Source organism: Paludibacter propionicigenes WB4 (genome assembly GCF_000183135.1).
GTDB classification, from domain to species: Bacteria; Bacteroidota; Bacteroidia; order Bacteroidales; family Paludibacteraceae; genus Paludibacter; species Paludibacter propionicigenes.
In genome coordinates this window covers 3,553,809-3,579,311 of the sequence record NC_014734.1, presented here as the reverse complement: position 1 = coordinate 3,579,311, position 25,503 = coordinate 3,553,809, and the positions used below count along the sequence as shown (strand labels likewise).

6 protein-coding genes and 1 tRNA gene are annotated in these 25,503 nt (G+C 41.1%); 5 read left to right on the top strand and 2 right to left on the bottom strand.

Annotation, left to right across the window (positions count from 1 at the left end; all coding sequences use genetic code 11):
• Nucleotides 1-329 precede the first annotated feature (329 nt).
• Both PALPR_RS14770 and PALPR_RS14765 read left to right on the top strand, forming a co-directional pair.
• A complete protein-coding gene (locus tag PALPR_RS14770) occupies nt 330-1,016 on the top strand; it encodes a zinc metallopeptidase (protein ID WP_013446466.1) in 687 nt (228 codons plus the stop codon).
• A gap of 147 nt (nt 1,017-1,163) precedes the next feature.
• Nucleotides 1,164-1,237, top strand: a tRNA-Arg gene (locus tag PALPR_RS14765).
• A gap of 677 nt (nt 1,238-1,914) precedes the next feature.
• Here PALPR_RS14765 and PALPR_RS16020 read toward each other — a convergent pair.
• Nucleotides 1,915-2,736 (bottom strand): winged helix-turn-helix transcriptional regulator, encoded by an 822-nt coding sequence (locus PALPR_RS16020; RefSeq protein WP_013446465.1) that lies wholly within the window; start codon nt 2,734-2,736, stop codon nt 1,915-1,917.
• A 175-nt stretch (nt 2,737-2,911) separates the two neighbouring features.
• Complete coding sequence (locus PALPR_RS14755; protein ID WP_013446464.1) at nt 2,912-4,675, bottom strand: helix-turn-helix domain-containing protein; 1,764 nt, start codon at nt 4,673-4,675, stop codon at nt 2,912-2,914.
• Nucleotides 4,676-6,041: 1,366 nt separating this feature from the next.
• On the opposite strand from PALPR_RS14755, the gene PALPR_RS14750 reads away from it, so the two are divergent.
• From PALPR_RS14750 to PALPR_RS14740, 3 genes are all read left to right on the top strand, one after another.
• Entirely contained in the window at nt 6,042-6,713 is a 672-nt protein-coding gene (locus PALPR_RS14750) for a hypothetical protein (protein WP_013446463.1), read from the top strand.
• Between the two features lie 144 nt (nt 6,714-6,857).
• The gene (locus tag PALPR_RS14745; RefSeq protein WP_013446462.1) at nt 6,858-7,193 is read left to right on the top strand and encodes a hypothetical protein; all 336 of its coding nucleotides are present in this window, start codon (nt 6,858-6,860) and stop codon (nt 7,191-7,193) included.
• Between the two features lie 351 nt (nt 7,194-7,544).
• Nucleotides 7,545-25,496, top strand: coding sequence for a hypothetical protein (locus PALPR_RS14740; protein WP_013446461.1), 17,952 nt, complete (start codon nt 7,545-7,547; stop codon nt 25,494-25,496).
• Nucleotides 25,497-25,503: the final 7 nt, after the last annotated feature.

The window sequence follows — 25,503 nt, the reverse complement described above, 5'->3', positions numbered from 1 at the left end:
TAAGACTAAACGTGAATATGAACCCCGAACGGGGTTCAATCTGTAAATCCATGATATTGAACCCTATTCAGAGTTCTGATTATTTTATACACATACCACGGGTTACACCCGCGGTTATTAAAATTGAATCCTTTCAGGATTTTAAAACTCAGCCTTATCGTTCGTAACTTGTTTGCTTATATCGAACTCACGTCAATTTATCAATCTATCCGAACATTTCCCTGCATTCGGAAGTTAGTTTCTTATATCTCAAACAAAAAACACTGACACATTGTCGCGTGGCAAGGATTTTGTAGAAAAATAAAGACAAACATTTAAATTAGAATCGTATGTATGGAATTTATATCATCTTCGGAGTATTTGCTTTAATTAGCTGGCTAATTTCGAGCAATCTAAAATCAAAATTTGAGCGCTACTCAAAAATTCCGATTCCACGCGGAATGACAGGAAAAGACGTAGCGATGAAAATGCTGCGCGATAATGGCATTTACGATGTTCAGGTAGTTTCTACAAACGGTCACTTGACCGACCATTACGATCCCCTGTCCAAAACCGTAAACCTGAGCGAAAACGTGTACGCTTCGTGCAGTGTGGCTGCTGCAGCCATTGCAGCTCATGAATGCGGACACGCCGTGCAACATGCCACTGCTTATGCACCGCTTACCATGCGCTCGAAACTTGTTCCGGTGGTCAATTTCGCATCCAGCTGGATGCAGTGGGTACTGTTGGCCGGAATCTTGTTGATAAACACATTGGGTCCGAATCTTTTATTTGCCGGCATTTGTTTGTTTGCTACCACCACCCTGTTTAGCTTTGTTACGCTGCCGGTAGAAATCAATGCCAGTGCACGTGCGTTGGCTTGGCTTAACACAGCAGGCATTACCAACTACGACACACACGACCAGGCTAAAGATGCCCTCAAAACAGCCGCCTACACCTATGTGGTAGCAGCTTTGGGTTCATTGGCTACGCTGGTGTACTACATCATGATTTTCATGGGTGGAAACAGAAGATAAACAAAGAGTAATCCCTGGTCGGTAGTAATCGGCACAAGAATAATAGCAAAATGAGGAATAAGAAATTATTTCCTCATTTTGCATTATTTGCCCTCGTGTATTCTTTTCAGAACTCGAATAATTTGTTACCTTTGCAGCCACAAAAAAGGCTCCGTAGTTCAGCTGTATAGAACGTCAGATTCCGGTTCTGAAGGTCTCGGGTTAGAATCCCGACGGGGTCACTTATATTGCATTTAATCCGCTATAAATAAATATTATAGCGGATTTTATTTTAAAATACTGGCAAAAATACTGGCAAAAATTCAATTACCAACTCTGTTTTTTGTCCGATCCATTAGAACTATAGCAACAAAGTTAGTTCAGGCTACTACTAATAAGCGTACTTTCTAAATCACGTCATCAGTCTCTAAGGTTTCTATTATTCAAATTGCAGGAAAGAGGGTTAGACAATTTTCATGAATCTTCAACCTCTATAGCTTCCTTGTGATAGGTATAGCATTTCTTGTATCTCCATGTTATTTTTCAATCTTTCTTCTGTAAAATATTCAATTCCTATGATATTTTGGTTATCAGTGCAATTTGATCTGTTATTGTCATTCCAAGCAAATATTGTTTCAAATTCCGTGTATACTTCGTCCACTACATTCAATTTACATTAATTTCCTCATCCGATATTCTCAGAGTTGTCATTTCAAAATTCATTAAACAGTTTTTACACTACTTCTTTTTTTATACTTGTTACCACCTAGTCTTTTGTTCCTTTTTTATCTTATTTAATTGGGCAAACTTCTGTGACATGTCAAGGTTAATTACTTCATATGTCAGATACTCCTTAGCAAAGTATCTGATACCTATTGACAAAGATGTTTCTTCTCCCGGAACTGTTCATTTCCAAAGACTATTTATTATTCCCGTAATACAGTCCCCAATCTCTGAGAACGATTGATACAGAGTTTAGAGATTTACCCTTCTCAGTCAGGCTATATTCAACAGTAGGAGGTACAGTAGTGAATACTTGTCGAACGATTAGTCCATTATTCTCCAGAAGTTTTAATTCATTAGATAAAATACGTGCGCTAATTCTGCCTTCCAGTATTTTTATTAGCTCATTAAATCTTAGTGTGACTTCTTTCATCAAAGCTAGTACTATTGAAAACGTCCATTTGCCTTGAATTATTTCCAAGGTGCTCTTAATAGAATGCATGAATTTATGCGGATCCAAATTGAGATGAGGGTATTCTGCTTCTATTTGTAGATGTTCCTTGTTTAAGACAGCTAGCGTTTGGTCATAGATTTGCTTTAAGGCTTCAATATGATATGGATTAAGATGCTGACTGATTTTTGCTTGTTCTTTTAATATAAATTCGATTTTGTCGGCGGGTAAATGATAATTACTATCTAATGTGTGATTCTGGATAATCATAAGCTTTTTTCCATCTGATAGTAATGAAACATTAGTTGACCTAAGTACTATATTGTTATTCCCAACAAGTTTTATCAATATCTTCTGATTTATGACCTTATTACCCGAAAGTAGATGATCTATAATAGCATTATGATTTGAACTATCATCCAATAATTCACCTGAACTATAATTAAATAAATGAGGCTTGGACGTTGCCTTACTATCATCTAACAGTGCCTGATTTACATCTATAAACTCACCATCAAAAGTGCAAATGGCTGTTGGTATTGTTAGATTATGAATAAAATCGTACATGGTTATTCAAGGTTTGTGATAATTAACGATTATTTAAAACAACTTATATCCATAATTCTTATCGCCTATATTTCGGCAAATTAAACTAAAAAATCATTTTTTTCTCTGCGCAAACAGCGCAAAAGTTTCTCTGCAAACAGCAACATATAAAAAACTACGTGGCACTAACTTAATGTTATGTATAAATATTTTTAATCCTTTTCTCTTCCCTATCTTTCGTAAACTCAATACTATATTCCTTGGGTGTAAGCCCTGTTACGGACTTAAATGCCCTATAGAATGTTACCGAGGAGTTGAAACCGGTTTGGGTGTATATATCAGAGATATTAAACGATGCCTTATCCATGATTTTTTGCTCTATAATTTCCTTAGCATCATTCACCCTGTAGCGATTAATGAAATTTCTGAAATTATCTTCGCTATTCTCGCTTATGGCATGGTAAAGGTATTTTTTATTGGTGCCAAGCACTTTTATCACCGCTTCTATGTCTAAGTCGGGGTTCAAATGTAGTTTTTTAGTATTAAACAGCTCATGCAGCTCATTGTAGAGCGAAATCTGTGCTGATCTCGGTGTGCCTTTTTCTTGGGTTAAAGGTTCCGATTCCTTGCCGGACGTGTCTGTTTCGCTCTCCGTTTCCTTATTTTGTTTCCATTCTACCCAGTCTTGCATTTCTTTCATTTGCGCATCGATTGCTTTTTCTTTCAGGTACAGTTCTCGCCGGAACTTGCGAGTTCTCAGGCTATATTTAATCGCCACGATGACAATAATAATTGCCAGCGCTCTGGCTATGATAGATATTATTACTATTTTACGGTTCTGCGCTATCTGCGCCTTTTGAAGTTCTATAGTATGGTCTTTCTCCATTACATTGTATTTTACCATCTGTTCATGCAGCATTCCTTTTTCTTTCTCGCTGTCAACAGCTTTTCGCCTGTTTACAAATGACTCGTGGTAGGCAAGCGCGTCGGCATAAAGCCCGGCGCCTTTACTAGCCATGTACATCATGCTGTCCAGGCGTATGTTTAATACGGGGTAGGGGGTTTTCTTTAGAATTTCGATAGCTTTCCGTCCGTACATCAGTGCTTCTTTGTAGTTTTTGTTTCGGAGTTCAAAGTCGAGAAAGGCGCAGTAATCCATAGCCAGGTAGCGCATATTGCCGATTTTACGGGAAAGCTCAAAAGAAAGCATCCGATTTCTTTTCCATTCTGTTTTATTGTTGGTGTGCATATAACAGTCCGACAATACACCGTACACGAGCGACAGCAAATCCAGGTTGTTGCGCTTGCGGGCCAATACAGCTGCTTTTTTTAGCCGCACCACACAGCTATCGTATTTCTCCAGTTCCAGATACATCAATCCTAAGTTGTACTCGTTGGATGGATAATAGGAAACATCGCGCATTTTGATACTTAGTTTCTCTACATCTCTGTAGTATTTCAGCGCTTCCTCAAAACGTTTGTTCTGAGCCAGTATGGTGGCAACTGAACACATTGCATCACGTGTAGCTCGTATATCTCCATGACGCTTGCCGTACATCATTATTTTTTCCGAATATACTAAGGCACTATCCAGCTTGCCTGTGTAGTTATAACTGTAGGCGGCTACCTTCCATGCGTTTACAATTAATGCAGAGTCAGTTGCTTGCTTGCTGAGTTTTAATGCTTGCATAGCCAGTGCCATTGATTCTTCCAAATGCATAAGGCGGAATTTAGCCATGCTCAGGCGGTTGGTGTAGTATAGTTTTTCGTGAATGCTCAGGTTGGTGATACGTAGTCTGGTTCTGGCAGTATTGGCCGCACCCTCGTAATCGTAGCGGGTCATTCGCCCTTCTAGCAGCGTGTCTGTAACCGTTTTTTGTGCCCCTATCGAAACGGAAACAAACAATAATAAGATAAGTGATCCTTTTTTTGCTAAACAATTAAGGCCTATAGTGTTCATTGAGGTTATAGTGGTTTAAATTTAAAGTTACACGATAAGTTCTACTCTCTTTCCTTTCATCCCCTTGAGAGCTTAGGTGCTCTCTATTGCTGTATTATCTTAGCCTCTTTCGGTTTTGATAAATCTTGCTTTTGTAAAAACTGCTACATAGTGTAGTAGTTTATAAAATTTAATCAAAAACAGTTTAGCCAGAATAATCGCTCTATATTCATTTTTCTGTATTCAAAATGAAATAAATGCACGTATATGTTTGATATATAGAAATATGTGTTTCATATTTTGTTGTTGGTTCGGATTGAATAAAGCAAGATTTCTTCTGTAATATCACCACCAATATCCCTTTTTTATCCAATTTAGTCTCCAATTTTGCGCCTAAACTCTGCAACAACTGGAAACTCATCTTAAATAGACCCTGAAAATCCAACTCAAAGAGTGTGAATTGACATGAAAGTTTATTTTTTTATCACAACCAATACAAAAATAACTCATTTGTAGTAATAATTCTCTTTTTTGAAATAAGGAAGTATGATTTTGAAACAAGGAAGTAAGATTTTGAAATAATGAAGTACGATTTTGAATAATATCTCCGGTAACATGTTCTTAAATTTGATAAGTATTATTCACATAAATAATGTAATAATATTTCAATAAAGACAGGCACTGAAAGCGTTCGGTGCTAAAAGCAAAAAACCAAAATTAATCTACAAAGAGTGCTACATAGCTTGTAGTGCTTTTTGTAGTGTTTGTAAAGTCTTTGCTTTCAATCTATTGTGTCTGCGCTTTATGTATTGATCAATAATATGAGATTTTGGGAGGCTCTGAAACATTCGGTAGCAGATTGGCTGAGTGAATTAACCTGACTGTTATTATATGTAAATATATTTTAATCTGAGTGCACAGCCCGACCTATATATATAGGTCCGCTCTTTGATTATTCAGGTAGCAAATTCCACGACTCAAATGAACGCTTGCTTGATGCAAGAGAGCGGTTGAGTAACCCAAGAGAGCAGTTAAGCGACGAAAGAGAGCGGCTACGTGATGCAAGAGAGCGGTTATGTGATGCAAGAAGGCGGTTGGGTGATGCAAGAGAGCGGTTATGTGATGCAAGAAGGCGGCTAGGTGATGCAAGAAGACGGTTAGGTGATGCAAGAGAGCGGCTACATGATGCAAGAAGGCGGCTGAGTGATGCAAGAAGGCTAAAAGGGATATAAAGAGTAGGGGTAAGAGACCAGACTCTGTAAGTCGCTTTTAAAAGACAAAGGATGATTATTTGAAACTAACCTATTGATATATAGTGTTTATTGGCAACACTAACGAAAGCGAAACATATATTTTCTAATACTAATTCTTAAAAATCGATTTATCTATGAACAAAGAAACGTATTCCATCCCGTCGACACAAAGTGGTCAGTTTGAATTTCAGCGCAATGCTATCACACTGCTTCAGACAAATTGCCAGCAGTGGCAAATTCCTATGGATTTGCCCAACAGACTTATACCGTTGCAAACGGATTATGAGCAGAAATACAGTGTGGCCAACAACCGGAGCACGCAAAGCCCGGCCGCTACCACTGCCCGCAATGCGGCGTGGGATGCCCTAAAAGCTGGTTTATCGTCTTTGTACAATGAGTATCTGCTGAATAATCAGTTGATATCTGCCGCCGATAAGGATGCTTTGCAAATACACTATATAACCGGTGGAGGGTCGCCAAGTCCGGCTCCTGCCACCACACCTATTATAAATTTTGTAGCCGAAGAAATTTCGGTATTGCATGTGGTTTATTCGGACTCGGCTACTCCCGGAGTGCGTGCTAAACCTGCCAATGTGGCTTTTTGTGAATTGATTTGCAAAATAGGCGATCCGGCTCCCACAGATATATATGAATGTACGGAACGCTATAACATACCCCGGTCGCACGATGCCGTTGTGTTTGCACCCGAACAGCGAAGCAAGACCATATATGCTTATGCCCGGTGGATGAATAAAAACGGAAAGTTCGGTCCGTGGAGCAATATGGTGTCGGCAATTATTCCATAATACTGAAATGACCCCAATTTACGCCCAAGCCCCCGAAAGACATGTGAACAATGGGTTGAAGACAAAACTAACAATATCCCACTTAAGGGATGAAAGGTTTTTCATTTTCAGGGGCTTGTGGCAATAATGCAATCTAAACCTGCTATGAAAAATAAGAAATACACCATACCGATAGATGTAGATGAATTCTTTGATTTTGAGAGCACACTTATTTACCTGCTGAATGTTTATGCCACCGATTGGAATATACCCGGCGAAGCTATACAGGAAATAATTCAGAAACGCGATCGATTTGAGTACGTATTTTTTCATACACTCGGAGGAAAGCATTTGTTGTGTACCAGTTTTGATTCGGAATTATACATCAGTTGGCTGGAATTTCAACAAAAGCTGAGCGAGTTTTATGAGCAATACTTATTACATAATGAAGCTATCAGCGACGACTATAAAATGATATTGTCTATACATTTTCCTACATGAGGTTAAGACACAAAGAAATTGATTATTAGGGTAATTGATTGATTGGGTTAACAGGGGCTAAGCCCCAAAAGAGGTATGAAAAAGACAACAGAAGAGGTAGAGGGCATAGCCCCTCTATCTCGATGTTGTCAATACAAAAGTGAAGATAGAGTAACGTAAATGAAGCAAGGGGCGTAGCCCGGTAATCATTCGAACAAAACAAAGATAGAATAAACATAGGGGCGTAGCCCTGCAATCATACTAGGGGCATAGCCCCGATATCATAGTAACAAACTCACCTCCCCCCTTTAGAGGTTGAAGGTAATATATAAAAAGAACAATTTTACTACAACACATAATACTCCTAAGGTTATGAAAACATTTTACCCCATCAAGCTTGCTTTAATAGCAATTAGTTGTTTCTTATTAAGTACCACGCTTCAGGCTGCAGGTGGTGTGTCGGTAACAGCCACTAGTGGCACTACTACCGGTACTTATGGCACGCTGAAAGGCGCATTCGATGCCATCAATGCCGGTACTCACAAGGGTAGTATTAGCATTGCCCTTTCGGCAAGCACGACCGAAACAGCCTCAGCAGCTCTCAACGCCAGTGGTAGCGGTAGTGCCAGTTACACGGATGTAAAGATTTATCCTACTGCAACAGGGCTTAGTATTAATGGGAGTCTGGATGGTGCTCCGCTCATAGACCTGAACAAAGCAGCTAATGTAACCATAGATGGTAGCATAAACGGTTCGGGTACGGACGTGGATTTAGCGATAGCGAACAGCTCTATCGCCTCAACGGCAGGAACCTCCACTATACGGTTTGTCAATGGAGCCACAAATAACGTAGTGAAATATTGTGCTATCAAAGGTTCTACAACCAGTACCGAAAGTGGAATAGTTTTTTTTGATATTACTATCTCAGGTATTACCAATAGCAATAATACGATAGACCATAATAATATCACGAATCAGGGAGGAAATCGTCCGTTCAATGTATTATACTCAAATGGTTCGTTGAATCTCATGAACGTCAGCAATACGATAAGTAATAACAATATATACAATTTCTTTCATCAGGGAGCTAAGTCTTCTGGTATTAATCTGTCGACATACAACGATGCATGGATCATCAATGCTAATAGTTTTTACGAAACAACCTCACTAGCACCCGGTGGAGCATATGCTTATTATGCGATAAATATAAGTTCAACAGGAGCAGGATTTGTATTAACAAATAATTATATAGGGGGTACAGCTCCTTTATGCGGTGGTAGTGCTTTTACCAAAACCAGTAGCAATAGCAATGATTTTTACGGAATTTACGTAAGTGCTACTAACTCTGGAACGTTGAACAGCATACAAGGCAATAAAATAGCCAATATAAACTGGTCTAACAACAGCTCCGGTAATTGGTTCGGGATATCTACCATTAGCGGAGTCTTCGGTATAGGAACAGTTAGTGGAAATATAATCGGATCGACTACTACAACAGGCTCTATCGTGTTAACGAATGCAGTAACCAGTGCTTATGGCTTTTGTGGAATATATAACTATAGTACAGGTAGTGTGGTAATCCAAAATAATGCAATATCCGGTATTACCACCAATAGCAGTGTAGCTACCAACGGAACTAATTTCTATGGAATATGCAATAAAGGGGCAGGATCGTTAACCATAAATGGTAATTCTATTGGTGGCAATACGGCCGGTAGTATCAATGCCTTATCGGCATCTACTTCCGCTGCTCAAACGATGGTGGGGATATACAGCGATGGTACAGGTGCTTTCAATGCCGCCAATAATACCGTAGCCAACCTGATAAACGGAACTACAAATGCAACAGCTTACTATGGTTACGTGATGGGAGTATTGACAACAAATGGTGCGAATACAATTAGCGGCAATGTGATTCATGATTTAACCATATCCAATCTCAACCCGGGTAGCGGTTATCAGCAATCGGTGGTGGGTATTGCGCAAGCCAGTGGTATGTCTTATGCACAAAATGTAAGCGGGAATACCATTTACAACCTGAGCAATACTTATGCATCGTTTGTGGGTAATGTACTGGGTATTTACTTCAGTGGTCCTTCCTCAGTACCCAGCAGTATTAACCGAAACTTTATTCACCATTTGTCGGTAACCGGTACAAATAGTACGGGGGCCAGCATATATGGCATACAGATCAATGGTGGATCAGCGACTTACGCTAATAATATCATAAGCCTTGGTGGAAATACAGCAACCACTCTATATGGAATATATGAACCAGGATCTTCGGGCGTCAACAACTTATTTTATAACACCGTAAATATATCGGGAAGTTTGTCTTCGGGTGTAACAAATAAATCTTATGCCTTATACAGTGCTGCAAGTACCAATACAAGGGATTTCAGAAACAATATTCTGATAAACACCCGCTCTACTACCGGTGGCAGTAATTTACATTATACTGCATGGTTTAACTATACTGTAAGCACCAATCTAACCCTGAATAACAATGATTATTATGCCGCTGGAACCGGTGGTGTATTGGGCTATTACAATAATGCAAATGTAACATCGCTTCCGTTGATTACTGCTTATGATACCAATAGTAAAAATGTAGATCCCGCCTTCACCAATGCCGGTAGTGGAACTGCATCTGATTATTATGCATCCAATGCTACAATTGCTGCCATACCGATGAGTATAACGACCGACTACATGAACAGCAGTCGCAGTACAACTGCCCCTAAGATGGGCGCTTTAGAATCATCCACTGCTTCCGCCACATCGGTCGATGCTTATGTGGGTGCTACCCTGAAGGGATCGTATAAAGACCTGGGAGATGCCTTCTCTGCTATTAATAACGGTAGTGTAACAGGCGACATAGTGTTGAAAATAACAGGGAATCAGGTGCTATACACTAGTGCCACATTAAATGCAAGCGGTAGTGGTAGTGCCAGTTACAGCAGTATCAATATTTATCCAACGGTAACGGGTCTGAACATTTCGGGCAACCTTACTGCACCGCTTATCGACTTTAACGGAGCCGACAATGTGGTGCTTGATGGTAGGGTAAACGGCACAGGCAGTGCAGCAGATCTGACCATAGTAAATACTTCCACCAGTAATGCCATAGCAGGTGTAACTTCTACCATACGGTTTATTAACGGAGCTACAGGCAATACGGTAAAATATTGTACCATCAAGGGATCGGGAGCGGATAACACTAGTGGGGTGGTGTTTTTTAGCACCACCACTTCGGGTGTGGCCAATAACAACAACACAATAGATCACAACAATATTACCAATGCAGAGGGTAATCGCCCAATCAACGCTTTGTACTCCAATGGAACAACGGGTTACCTCAATAGTGGTAATTCTGTTACCAACAATAATGTTTATGACTTCTTTAACCGTACGGCAAGTAATTCTTATGGTGTTAATCTGGGAACTTATAATACAGCGTGGACTATAAACGGCAATAGTTTCTACGAAACCGGAACATTTGCTCCAGGCAGCTCGGGCACATATTACGGCATAAATATAAATGTAACAAGCGGTAGCGGATTTACAGTGAACGGAAACTATATAGGCGGTAACGCAGCAACATGCGGCGGCAGTGCCTGGATTAAAAGCAATGCAAATAGTAATGTTTTTTATGGAATTTACAGCTCAACTTCAAGTACAGGAACACCGAATAACATACAAGGCAATACAATAGCCAATATAAACTGGTCTAATAATGGCAGTGCTAGTTGGTATGGAATATATACCAATCAGGGAGTTTACAACATTGGAACGGCAACCGGAAATATAATCGGATCGGCGAGTGGTACAGGCTCTATCGTTTTCACTAATGCAACAAGCGGTGGAAACTTTCAGGGAATCTACAATTCCAGCAACAATGCTGTAATAATACAGAATAATGTGATAGCAGGTATCACAGCAGCTAACTCTGGAAGTACAAATGCAACCAATTTTTATGGCATATATGCCGGAGCTTCAAGCGGTTTGCAAACAGTAAATAACAATACTATCGGGGGCAATACAGTGGGCACTATCAATGCTTCATCCCTTTCAACAAGCAATGCCCAAACCGTAGTGGGTATATACAGTCCGAGTATAGGCACGTTTACCGCTGCCGGCAATACGATAGCTAATTTGATAAATGCCACGACTAATGCCACGACTACTACCTATGGTTACACCATGGGTATATTAACCACTAACGGTGTGAATACTATTAGCAACAATGTAATACATGATTTAACCATAGCTAATGCGAATACTAATAATACCAATCAGCAATCGATGGTAGGTATTGCGCAATACAGTACAACATCGGGTGTGCAGACTATCACGGGAAACAACATCTACAACCTGAGTAATACATACTCTGCGTTTGCAGGTTATATAATGGGTGTTTACTCCAGTGGCGGAACAAGTGCAACCAACCAGGTAAGCAATAATTTTATACACGATTTATCGGTAACCGGAGCAAGCATGTATGGTATACAGATTAGTAGTGGATTAACCACCTATTCCAACAACATTATCAGTCTGGGAGGAAATACAGCCACCACCATATACGGTATATACGAAACAGGTAATTCAGGCAACAATAACAGCTTGTATTATAATACTGTTTATATTAGTGGTAGCTTGTCGGCCGGAGTAACGAATAAATCGTATGCTTTATACAGTGCGTTAAGTAGCAACACCAGAGATTTCAGAAACAATATTCTGGTAAATACACGTTCTACAGCCAGTGGTAGCAATTTGCATTATGCAGCTTATTTTAATTATGCTACAAATTCGAATCTTACACTTAATTATAACGATTATTATGTTAGTGGTACCGGAGGTGCATTGGGCTATTACAGTGGTACCTCTGTTACCTCTATACCACTTATAAGCGGACAGGATGCAAACAGTAAAAATGCCGACCCTACTTTAACTAATGCCGGCAGTGCTACAGCTTTGGATTATCTTTCTTCCAATGCCAGCCTGGTCGGTACACCGGTAAGCACCACTCTCGATTACCTGAACAACAACCGCAGCGCAAGTAGCCCCAAGATAGGAGCCTTTGAAGCGGCCACTACTCCGGCTACCACCGTAGATGCTTATATAAACGGTACTTTACAGAAATCGTATGGCGATCTGAGAACTGCCTTTAATGATATTAATAACGGAATACTCACAGGAGATATTCAATTGAGAATAACTGCCAGTCAGGTATTGGGTACCAGTGCAGTATTAAACGGAAGCGGCACAGGCGGAGCTAACTATACGGCAATCAGCATTTATCCTACCGTGTCGGGTCTGAGCATATCAGGCAATTTTGCCGCACCGCTAATCGACCTGAGTGGTGCCAATAATGTGGTGATTGATGGACGCGTGAATGCTACAGGAAGTTCTGTGGATATGACGATAGTGAACAATTCAACAGGTGCATCAGGTGGTACTTCTACTATTCGATTTAATAACGGTGCCTCAAACAATACTCTGAAGTATTGTACCCTGTCAGGCTCGTCAACCGACCCAAGCGGAGGAATTGTTGTTTTTAGCTCTGGAACTTCCAGCACAAATGTTGCCAACAGCAATAATACCGTAGATCATAACAATATTACCAATGCAGGAGGCAATCGTCCTTATTATGCTATCAATTCAAGAGGGCATTCTTCTTACTATAATCTCAATAATACGATAAGCAACAATAATATATATAATTTCCTTAGTTTGACTATCGGAAACTCTTCAGGTATTTATCTTGATTTTTATAATAATGGTTGGACTATCAGCGGTAATAGCCTCTATGAAACAGGATCGTTTGCACCAAGTTCTTCGATTAGTCTGTATGGAATCTATGCAGGGAATAACGGCAATGTTACAATTATTGGTAATTATATAGGCGGTAGTGCGCCTGCTTGCGGCGGCAGTGCCTGGACCAAAACTAATAACAATAATGTCTTTTCAGGGATTTATTTAAGTACGGCTAGCTCCGGAACGGCCAGCAGTGTGCAGGGGAATACGATAGCCAATATCAACTGGACAAATAATGGCAATGCAAGCTGGTATGGTATAAATGCCAATAGCGGAATTGTTAATTTCGGAACAGTTACCGGCAATACCATTGGTTCAACCTCAACCACAGGTTCTATTGTATTGACCAATGCGACAACAGATGGCAATTTCTATGGAATATATAATAACAGTGCCAATGGCGTGGTGGTACAAAACAATGCGATATCGGGTATAACTGCTACTAACAGTGTCGCAACCAATGCCACTCATTTTTATGGTATAACCAACGCTGCATCCGGTGGTGTAGTAACTGTAAGTGGGAATACAATCGGTGGCAATACCGTCGGTAGTATTAACGCAGTGTCAGGTGCCACCTCTAATGCTCAAAAGGTAGTGGGGATAAATAACTCTTCTTCAGGAATATTTACCGCTACGAATAATATAGTTGCAAACATGGTAAATGGAACGACCAACGCTACGACGAGCAGTTATGGCTATGTTATGGGGATATTAACTACTGGCGGTGCGAACACTATCAGTGGAAATGTGGTACACGATCTGACCATAGCCAATGCTAGTACAGGAAATGGGTATCAACAATCGGCAGTGGGTATTGGACTAAACACAACAGGATTAGTTGCACAAAATGTATCCGGTAATACGATTTATAATTTGTCGAACAGTTATGCCTCGTTTACCGGGAGTGTTGTTGGATTGTATTATGGCGGCGGCACGACGGCGAGTACAGTAACGGGAAACTTTATACATGATCTGTCAGTAACAGGGGCGAGCAGTACTTCGGCGAATATTTACGGAATTGACATAGTTTCCGGATTAACAACGTATGCCAATAATATCATCAGTCTGGGAGGTAATACAAAAACCACATTATACGGACTATATGAGTCCGGAGCAAGCGGTCACAATAACAAGCTATATTATAACACAGTGTATATTGGAGGTAGTTTGTCAGCGGGAACAACAAATAAATCATATGCATTATATAGTGCTGCAAGTACCAATACAAGAGATTTCAGAAATAATATCCTGATGAACACCCGTTCTACCACAAGTGGTAGCAGTTTGCATTATGCCGCTTGGTTTAACTACGCGGCAAGTACAAATTTAACCCTAGACTACAACGATTATTATGCAAACGGTATAGGAGGAGTATTGGGTTATTACAATAGTACAGGAGTAACTACCGTGCCGCTTATAAGCGGGCAGGATGCCAATAGTAAAAATATTGATCCAGCCTTAACCAATGCAGGTAGTGGAACGGTAACCGATTATTTTTCAACAGAATCCACTTTGATTGCTACTCCGGTGAGTGTTCTTAACGACTATAAAAATAATAACCGTAGCGTCACTTACCCCAAAGCAGGTGCTTTTGAAGCTACCACCACACCTCCTGCCACCACTGTAGATGCTTATGTAAGTGGAACTTTACAAGGATCATATACAGACTTAGTATCTGCCTTTAATGCCATCAACAATGGAAATATTAGTGGAAATATTGAATTAAAAATTACAGCCAACCAGATACTAAATAGCAGCGCAGTATTAAATGCTAACGGTAGTGGCAATACTAGTTATAGCGCTGTAAGCATTTACCCTTCGGTAACGGGGCTGAGTATAGCAGGTAATCTTACTGCGCCACTTATTGACTTGAACGGGGCAAGCAATGTGGTAATTGATGGACGTGTGAATGGTTCAGGAAGTGCTGTCGATCTAATTTTTGTGAATAGTTCAACCAGTTCTACGGCGGGGACTTCTACCATACGCTTTGTCAATGGTGCATCCGGTAATACTGTAAAATACTGCACGGTACAGGGTTCATCAACCGACACGAATGGAGGTGCTATTTTCTTTGGTGCAGGCATAAATACAGCATCTTTGAATAACATAATAGATCATAATAATATCACGAATGCTGCCGGAAATCGTCCGGTAAATTTGATATATTCAAATGGATCTTCATCATACTATAACAGCAGCAATACCATCAGTAACAACAATATATACAATTATATGCATCCAGCAACCGGTTCTTCTGTAGGTATTATGCTGTCATCCTACAATGCTACCTGGAGCATTAGTGCAAATAGCTTCTACGAAACAACTTCGTTTGCTCCAACGAGTGCAACTACTTATTATGCAATAAATTTAGGAGCAAATGGAAACGGATTTATAATAAACGATAATTTTATAGGTGGTAGTGCACCCCTTTGTGGTGGCAGTGCCTGGACCAAAACAAGCTCCAATAACAATTCTTTCTACGGCATATACTTGAATGTAGCTGCTACGGGTACAGCGAGTAGCATACAGGGCAACACCATGGCTAACATAAGCTGGGCTAATAATGGTGCCGGAAGTTTAAACGGGATATATAATTTTGCAGGGTTATTGAATATTGGAACGATTACCGCCAATACTATCGGTTCGACTACATCCACTGGTTCTATTGTGTTAACCAATGCTACAACTGATGGTGTTTTCAATGGAATATACAATAGCAGCAGTAGTAGTGTAACAATACAAAATAATGCAATAGCCGGCATTACGGTTGCCAACAGTGTAGCAACCAATGCGACTCATTTCTACGGAATAAACAATGCGGGAGCCGGTGTGAGTACCATAAACGGCAATATCATTGGGGGCAATATTGTCGGCAGCGTCAATGCTACTTCGGCATCTAGCTCTAATGCCCAAAAAGTAGCAGGTATAATCAATTCTGGTGGAGGTACCTTTATAGCTACGAATAATACGATAGCTAACATGACAAATGGTTCGACGAATAGTTCAACCTCAACCTATGGATATGTGATGGGTATATTATCCACATCAGGGATCAGTACAATTAACTCCAATGTGGTACATGACTTAACCAATGCCAGTGCGGGTACTAATGCCAGCAACTATTTGCATTCAGTAGTGGGTATAGTACAATACAGTGGCACCACCACTTCACAAAGCGTAAGCGGGAATACCATTTATAATCTAAGTAACACGTACGCTTCATTTGCAGGCTTAGTGACGGGTATGTATATTTATAGCGGAACAACGGTAGCAAGCAATGTAAACGGAAACTTTATACATGATTTATCAGTAACGGGAGCAAGTAGCACAAGTGCCAGTATAAATGGCATAATGTGTAGTGGCGGCTTTAATGCATTTTCCAATAATATAATCAATCTGGGAGGTAACACACCAACCACTCTTTCCGGATTTTATGTTTCGAATTCCGGTTCGGATATATATAATATATATTACAACACTGTGAATATAGGTGGTAATTTATCAGCAGGTGCGACGAACAAGTCCTATGCAGTTTATCATGCAACAAGTTCACAAAAGGTTGATTTAAAAAATAATATACTGATTAATACACGCTCTACCACAGGCGGAAGTAGTTTGCATTATGCAGTTTACTTTAATGCCGTTACACTGGCAAACCTTACCATGAACTACAACGATTATTATGTGACAGGTACGGGAGGTGCTTTGTGCAGATATTCAGGTGCTGATGTGACATCCCTTCCACTTGTAGCAGGATATGATGCAGGCAGTATGACTGTTGATCCTGCATTAACTAATGCAGGGAGCGGAACTGCTACCGATTATTTTTCGACAAATACCACTCTTGCCGGTACTCCTGTGAGCGTTATTAATGATTATCTGAGTAATATTCGTAGCATGTCCTACCCAAAGATGGGTGCTTTTGAAGCCACAACCCTACCGCCGTCAACTACGGTGGATGCTTATGTTAGCGGAACTTTGCAGGGGTCGTTTAAAGACCTGACGGCAGCGTTTACAGCTGTCAACAACGGTGCTCTGACCGGCAGTATAGAATTGAAGATCACAGCAAGCCAGGTGTTATCAGCCAGTGCAGTACTAAATGCAAGCGGTAGTGGCAGTACCAGTTACACTGATATCTCCATTTACCCTACCGGAACAGGTTTAAGCATTGTAGGAAACCTTGCCGTACCCCTTATCGACTTAAACGGTGCAAAAAATGTAACTATTGATGGAAGAGTGAATGCCACAGGCAGTGCTATCGACTTATCCCTTATAAATACCAGCACAGCATCCACGGCAGGTACATCTACTATCCGATGGGTTAACGATGCACAATCCAATATTGTGAAATTCTGTACGATAAAAGGTTCTACGGCGGATGCAACTGGTGGTATTCTGTTTTTTAGCACCACTTCAGGCAGTACGGGCAATAGCAATAATACCATTGATAACAACAGTGTTACCAATTATATGGATGCCTTCAGACCGGTAAATGCCATTTATTCAAACGGTACAGCTTCAGCTGTAAACACTGGTAATGTAGTTAGCAATAATAAAATATATAACTTTCTGAACAGGGGTGTGGCATCGTATGGTATCAACCTCCCGTCTAATTCAACTGCGTGGATCATTATTGGTAATAGTTTTTATGAAACTACCACGTTTGCACCAACGGCTTCAGTCGATTATAAGATTGTCAATTTTTCTAACACATCTGGAACTATTACGGTATCAAATAACTATATAGGAGGATCGGATGTACAGTGTGGCGGCACACCCTGGACGAAGACCAATGCATTCAACAATAATTATTATGGTATGTATATATCAGCCGGTACCGGCACAGCCAGTGATATACAGGGCAATACCATTAGAAACTTCAGCTATGCCAACAGTTTGAATGGTAGCTGGAATGCGATTTGGACTGCTGGTGGCGATTATAATATAGGCACCACCACCGGTAATGTGATAGGATCTTCTACCGGAAATGGAAGCATTACTCTAACTAACAGCAGTGCTGGGGGTTCTTTTACAGGTATTAGTGGGTCGGGTGCTACAATAAAGATACAAAACAATGTATTGGGAGCTATCACGGTGGCGAATTCCACGGCATCTGCAGGTATATCCAGTATTACAGGGATAGATGGTAACGGTACAACATTGTGTACTATCAGTAATAATACGGTAGGCAGTACCGATTCCGGTACTACTAACAGCATTTATGCCAGCTCTACCTCATCGAGCAATGCACAATCAATACTGGGGATCAGTATCAGAGGAACGGGGGGCACATTAACCTGTTCAGGTAACACGGTGGCCAAACTTACCAATGCATCAACTTATTCAAGTGGTTCTGTAACGGGTATTTTTGTGGGTACCGGAGGTGCTGGTACGGTCAGCAATAATACGATAAGAGATATTGCAACATCAAATAGTGCCGGTGCTTCGATTTACGGATTGCAATTCCAGAACACAACGGCTGTGTCAAACGCCATTTCAGGGAATAAGATTTACAACTTATCCAATACCTACAGTGGTTTCTCAGGGCAGATATATGGTTTGTATTACAATGGAGGTACTACTGCCAGCACGGTCAGCAATAATTTCATAAATGGTCTGTCGGTGAATGCCACCAATACTGCTATATTGGAAGGTATTATGATTAGTGCAGGAAGTGGCACTTATGCTAATAACATTGTGAGCATACAGGGCGATACGCCCGGCACAATGTACGGAATATACGAGAATGGAGGGTCATCCACTACCAATAACATCTATTTTAATACGGTCAGTGTTGGTGGTACGGTTGCTTCTGGTAGCAGCAACTCGTTTGCTTTCTATAGTCAATCTACCAGTAATATAAGGAATTTCAGAAACAATATATTCAACAATACACGAACCAACAATGGAGGCACGGGTACTCATTATGCAGCGTACTTTAATTATGGTACAAGCGCGAATCTGACACTCGATTATAACGACTATTATGCGAGTGGTATTGGTGGATCTGCCTTCTATTCAACAGCAGGGCTGACCGGGACGAACGGCAACAGCGTAATGCTTAATCCGCAATTTATCAATATAGGTGGAACAAATGCTTCCGACTATCTGCCGGCTAACGGTTATTTGTTAGGCGTAACCGGAACCTCAGTAACTACAGATTATGTAGGTACTACCCGTAGTGCCACTGCTCCGGCTATGGGGGCTTATGATTATCCGGTAACTGCTCCTCCAGGCAATGTAACAGTTACCGACGGGATAAACAGTGGTGAGTTTCAGAATCTGGGTGGTGCTTTTGCGGCTATAAACAGTGGTGGATATACAGGAGCTATAACTGTTCAGGTGAAAGGCAGTACGACTGAACTTAGTACAGCGGTGCTGAATGCCAACGGTAGTGTCACTTCCATTAATATTTATCCTACAGTTGCCGGCGTGAGCATTACGGGTAACCTGCCCGGTGCACCGCTTATTAATCTGAACGGTGCCAGTAATGTGACCATTGATGGACGGGTAAATGCAACAGGAACAACAAAAGACCTCAGCATTATCAATACCATTGCGGATAACGTAGCTACTACTGCAACCATACAGTTTATCAACGGAGCCTCGAACAATACGGTGAAATACTGCACTATTAAAGGCTCGGCAACAAATACAGGTACGGGCGTATTACTCTTTAGTACTTCCACAGGTACTACAGGGAATAATACCAACACGATAGATCACAATGATATCAGCTGTGCCACTGATGCCAACAGACCAATAAACGTAATTTATTCGGTAGGTACATCCGGTAAAATAAATACCGGTAATACCATAAGTAACAATAATATCTATAACTTCTTCCATAGAGCCCCGGCAGCTTCATACTCTTATGGTATTAACCTCTATAATAATACCAGCGATTGGAACATAACCGGAAACAGTTTTTACGAAACCGCGTCGTTTACTCCTACGGCTACAGGTCAATATAATGTGATCTATATCAATAATACATCCGGTGTGAATTTCAATGTGTCGAACAACTATATAGGGGGGTCGGCAGCAAATTGCGGCGGCAGTCCGTGGACGAAGACTGCAGGTACTTCAGGAAATACTTTTCAGGCTATTACTATGAATGTTGGTACAACCACGGCGAGCAGTGTTCAGGGAAATATAATTACTAATTTTGACTTCTACAATGTTAATGGAGCTGATTGGTTTGGGATTAATGTAGTAGCAGGAAATGTCAATATAGGTACGATAACAGGGAATGTAATTGGGGCAGCTACAGGAAACGGATCAATAAAATTGACTAATAGTGCGTTTAACGGATCATTGTGCGGTATATATACCACTTCCTCAGGGGTTGTTAATATAGCAAACAATGTGATAGGAGCTCTGACAGCAGCTAATACGGTGAGTACGCTTTCCACCAATTTATATGGTATCTGGAGACAAAGTGGAGGAACAACCACTATTGCCAATAATACTGTGGGAAGTACAGACAGTGGCACAAACAACAGTTTGACGGCAACTTCTATATCTTCAGGTAGCATACAGAAAGTGTATGGAATATACAATGCTGCTACTGGAACACTGTCTATCACAGGAAATGTGATTTCAAAGATAAATAATGCAGCTTCTTCTTTAAGCCAGACTGCTGGTATTTGTATGAGTAGCGGTACGGCAACTATTACTAACAATACGGTAAGAGATATGACAACTGCCTCAGGAGCTACAGCAATAGATTACACAGCCTCAATGGTGGGAATTGCCATTGGCGGATCGGGTTCTTCCGTTACAGGCAATACGGTTTATAACCTGACCAATACGAATACCGGAGCCGGTAATGTATTTGGTATTTGCACCAGTGCATCCAGTACAGTATCCGGCAACTATGTACATGATTTATTTATTGGTTCAAATAGTACAATTGCAGGGATTACTCTGGGAACAACAGGTAGTACAACTTGTATCAACAATGTAGTTACGCTTAAAAATGATATACCGAATATCTCTTTGTGGGGAATATGGGATCTTGCTCCTTCGGGGGCAACCATTAATGTTTCTCACAATACAGTGTATATTGGGGGGAACGATGCAGGCGGAAGCTTTAAATATTCTGCAGCTTATTGTAGTTGGCAGACACCAACATGTTACAGAAAGGTGTACAATAATGTACTTGTAAATGCACGCTCAACACCAGCGGCTAGCGACCGGCATCTGGGAGCGATGTTTAATTATACTGTAAATAACAGCTACCTGGAACTGGATTATAATAATTACTATGTATCCGGTTCAGGGGGAACTTTAGGTTTTTCTAATGTTACGAACAGAACATCGCTTCCGATAGTACCCGGCTTTGATGCCCACAGTACGGCCACCAATCTTACCTTTGCCAATACTGCAGGAACGGCAGCCGTAGATTATGCCTTCTCCGAAGCATTAACAGGGGCACAGGGAACAGGTGTTTTGACCGATTACCTGCAGAACGTAAGAAGTATAACAACACCAAAATTAGGAGCTTTTGAATACAGTACCGTACAACCGGCACCTGCTACTACCGTAGATGCTTATGTCGGCGGAACATTGCAAACATCGTATATAGACCTAAAGGCAGCTTTTGATGCCATTAATCTGGGAACCCATACAGGTAGCATCACGCTGAAAGTTACAGCCAATCAAATCCTGAGTTCGGCAGCAGTGCTGAATGCCAGTGGTAGCAGCAGTGCCAGTTATACTGACCTGACAATTTATCCTACCACATCGGGGTTGAGTATTGTAGGTAACCTCACCACTCCGCTGATAGATCTGAATGGAGCTAAAAATGTAACGATTGACGGGCGTGTAAATGCTATAGGAGCTGATGTGGATATGCTGATTTACAATGCATCGACTGCTTCTACTGCCGGAACTTCCACCATACGGTTTATCAATGATGCGTCCACCAATACCGTTAAGTATTGTACTATCAAAGGTAGCACGGCGGATATTTCATCAGGTATTATATTCTTTAGCACCACAACTGGTACAATGGGGAATAGTAATAATACTATAGACCATAATAGTATTACAAATGCTGGAGGAATGTCCAGACCGGTTAATGCTATTTTCTCAAATGGCACTTCAGGTAAGGTGAACACCGGAGGCATTATTAGCAACAATGTGATTTATGATTTTCTGAACAGAGGAACAGCCTCTTACGGTATCAATATTTTGTCATACAACAGTGGATGGACAATAACAGGCAATAGCTTTTACGAAACCACTTCTTTTGTGCCAACGGCTAGTGTTGCTTATAATGTAATTTACGTTAATAATGCATCTGGAAGTAATTTTGCTATTTCAGGTAACTATATAGGTGGTAGTGCTGCCAATTGTGCAGGCACGGCCTGGACTAAAACCAATGCGTTTGATAATACATTTACAGGGATTTATGTAAGTACTGCTACCGGTACAGCCAGCAATGTTCAGGGAAATACCATCAAAAACCTTGCATGGAGCAATAGTAGTTCTGCCAGTTGGTATGCTATCAATGTCTATGGCGGTGATGTCAACGTGGGTACGGTAACCGGAAACACGATAGGAGCACCAACAGGCAATGGTTCTGTAAGTGTAACTGATGCAGGAAGTAGTGGCGTGCTGTACGGTATTAATATCCAGAGTACAGGAACGGTAAGTGTGCAAAACAATACCATAGGGGCCATAACAACAGCCTGTTCAGCTTCTACAGCACCAATGAACTTTTATGGTATTTATAAAGTATCGGGTGCCGGCACAACAACTATCTCTGGTAACGTCATAGGAAGCTCGGATGAAGGTACGACGAATAGTATTAATGCTTCTTCTACATCTACAGGTAGTGCACAAACAGTTGTAGGTATATATAGTTATGGAAGCGGCGCAGTGCAGATATCAGGTAATACCATAGCAAAACTGACTAATGCCACTACCAGTACAGGAACGTCTACCTATGGTTACACAATCGGGATTCAGACAAATGCAGGTACAAATACAGTATCTAATAATGTAATACGGGATTTAAAAATATCCAATGCTAATACAGATGCTACCTATCAACCATCAGTTGCGGGTATCGTACAGAACGCTACTTCGGCTGTAGCCCAGACTATAACCGGTAATACCATTTATAATCTTACGAATGATTTTGCAACGTTTGCAGGTGCTGTTACCGGACTGTATTATAACGGTTCAACTACAGCCAGCACTGTTACAGGAAACTTTATACACGATTTGAATGTAACCGGGGCAAGCAGTACAACAGCGAGTATTTATGGAATAAAGATAAACGCTGGAGCCACAACGTATGCCAATAATATCATTAGTTTGGGTGGAAACAGTAAAACAACCTTGTATGGTATCTATGAAACGGGATCATCGGGTCATAACAATAATTTGTACTTCAATACGGTGTATATTGCCGGAAGTTTAGGGTCAGGGGCAACGAATAAATCGTACGCCCTGTACAGTGCCACAAATACTAATACTAGAAATTTCAGAAATAATATCTTCAGCAATGTCCGTTCTACAACGGGTGGCTCAAATCTGCATTACGCAGCGTATTTTGTTCCAACTACTGTTGGAAGTTTAACCCTGAATTACAACGATTACTATGTTTCGGGAACAGGAGGAAAGCTTGGATATTTCAATTCCACCTATCCTGGTTCGTTACCATTAATCACGGGATTTGATGCAAATAGTCTTGCTATTGACCCAGCGTTTGCCAATTCGGGTGGAGCCGCTGCAGCGGATTATAAGCCGAGTGCTAAACTGGATGGAGTTACCGGTACGGGAATTGCGACAGACTTTATCGGAACAACAAGAGGTACAACTCCTACTATGGGCGCTTATGATATTCTACAAAGTGTCTGGACCGGCGCGACCAGTACCGACTGGAGCGATGTTACTAACTGGACGCCGAATGTAGTGCCTACAAGTGCTGTAGATGTGGTTGTTGGAAGTGTTGTTAACTCACCGACTGTGGGAGATAATTCTATTTGCAAGAGCCTAAAGATAAACACAGGTGGGGTGATTACTATTCCTGCCGGTAAGTCGCTGACAGTGGTGGGTACTATTACCAATAATGCAGGAGTGTCAGGGATCATAGTAAAATCGAGTGCTTCGCTACCGAATGGAACGCTTATTTTTAATAACGCCCAAAATGCACCGGTACAGGCTACTGTAGAAATGTACTCAAAAGCATCGTGGAATCTGACGAATACAACCGGTAACAAATATAAATGGCAATTCTTTGGTGTTCCTGTTCGCACGTTGGTAGCTTCTCCGACATTGGATGGCGCTTTGGTTCGCCGTTACGATGAATCACAACTAACATCTAACTGGTTTGCCTTGAATTCATCATCTACGCTTGATCCGTTTACAGGCTACGAGATAGCACAAGAATCGGCCAAAACATATACCATTACAGGCGATCTGGTAAATGCAGATATTTCAAAAAATCTGGTTTATTCAACAGGAGCTGTCAATGCAGGAAGCCACTTGCTTGCCAATCCTTACACAGCTGCTATCGATATTACCAAGCTCAACTTTGGTACGCAAACCGATGCTACAGTTTACCTGTACAATACCGGTACAGTCAATGACTGGGCTAATTATACGGGAGTAACCGATGGCTCTAATCCTGGTCAATACACTGCGGCTCCAAAAGCCACTGCAGGTGTGGGCGGTATTCCTGCTCAGATACCAAGTATGCAGGGCTTTGTAGTAAAAGCGTTGAGCAATGATGTGAATGCCACTTTCGGTATTCCGTACAGTGCTGTAGTAACCAAGAATACAAATCAGCAGCGTGTTAAGTCATCAAACACCTCATTAGATAAAGTGTACACTATTATTGATGTGGTGGGTACTACCGGTGGTGACCGCATGTGGTTGTTTACCGATGCAAGCTGTAGCCATAAGTTTGATAACGGTTGGGATGGACGCAAAATGTTGGGTTCTGCCTTGGTTCCACAACTCTACGCCAGTGAAGCAGACGGTGATTATCAGGTGAACTCGGTAAATGATATGAACAATACCGAACTGGCATTCCAGGCCGGAACGGACACCAATTACAAATTGCGCTTTACACACAACAATGTCGGAACAGTTTACGATAAACTCTATCTACTCGATAAGGTGACCGGTACTACTACCGATATAACAGCAAGTGGTACCGAGTATTTCTTTACAGCAGGTTCTGGCAGTCCGTCAGTTAATCGTTTTAAAATCATATCCACCACAAGTGCTGTTACCGGATTACCCGATGTGACAACTGATCCTGTAGTAACCGTGTTCAGCTCGAAGAATACCATCTTTGTGCAAAACAATACGAGCGATAAAGGCGACTTGATGCTGTATGACATTGCCGGAAGATTTATTGAAAAACTACCGTTCAGCGCAAGTGCCATTACAACAATGCCTACGAGCTTATTACCCGGTGTGTATGTAGCGAAAGCTGTGGTCAATAACAAAGTGGTGGTGACTAAAAATCTGATTATACAATAAACAACTG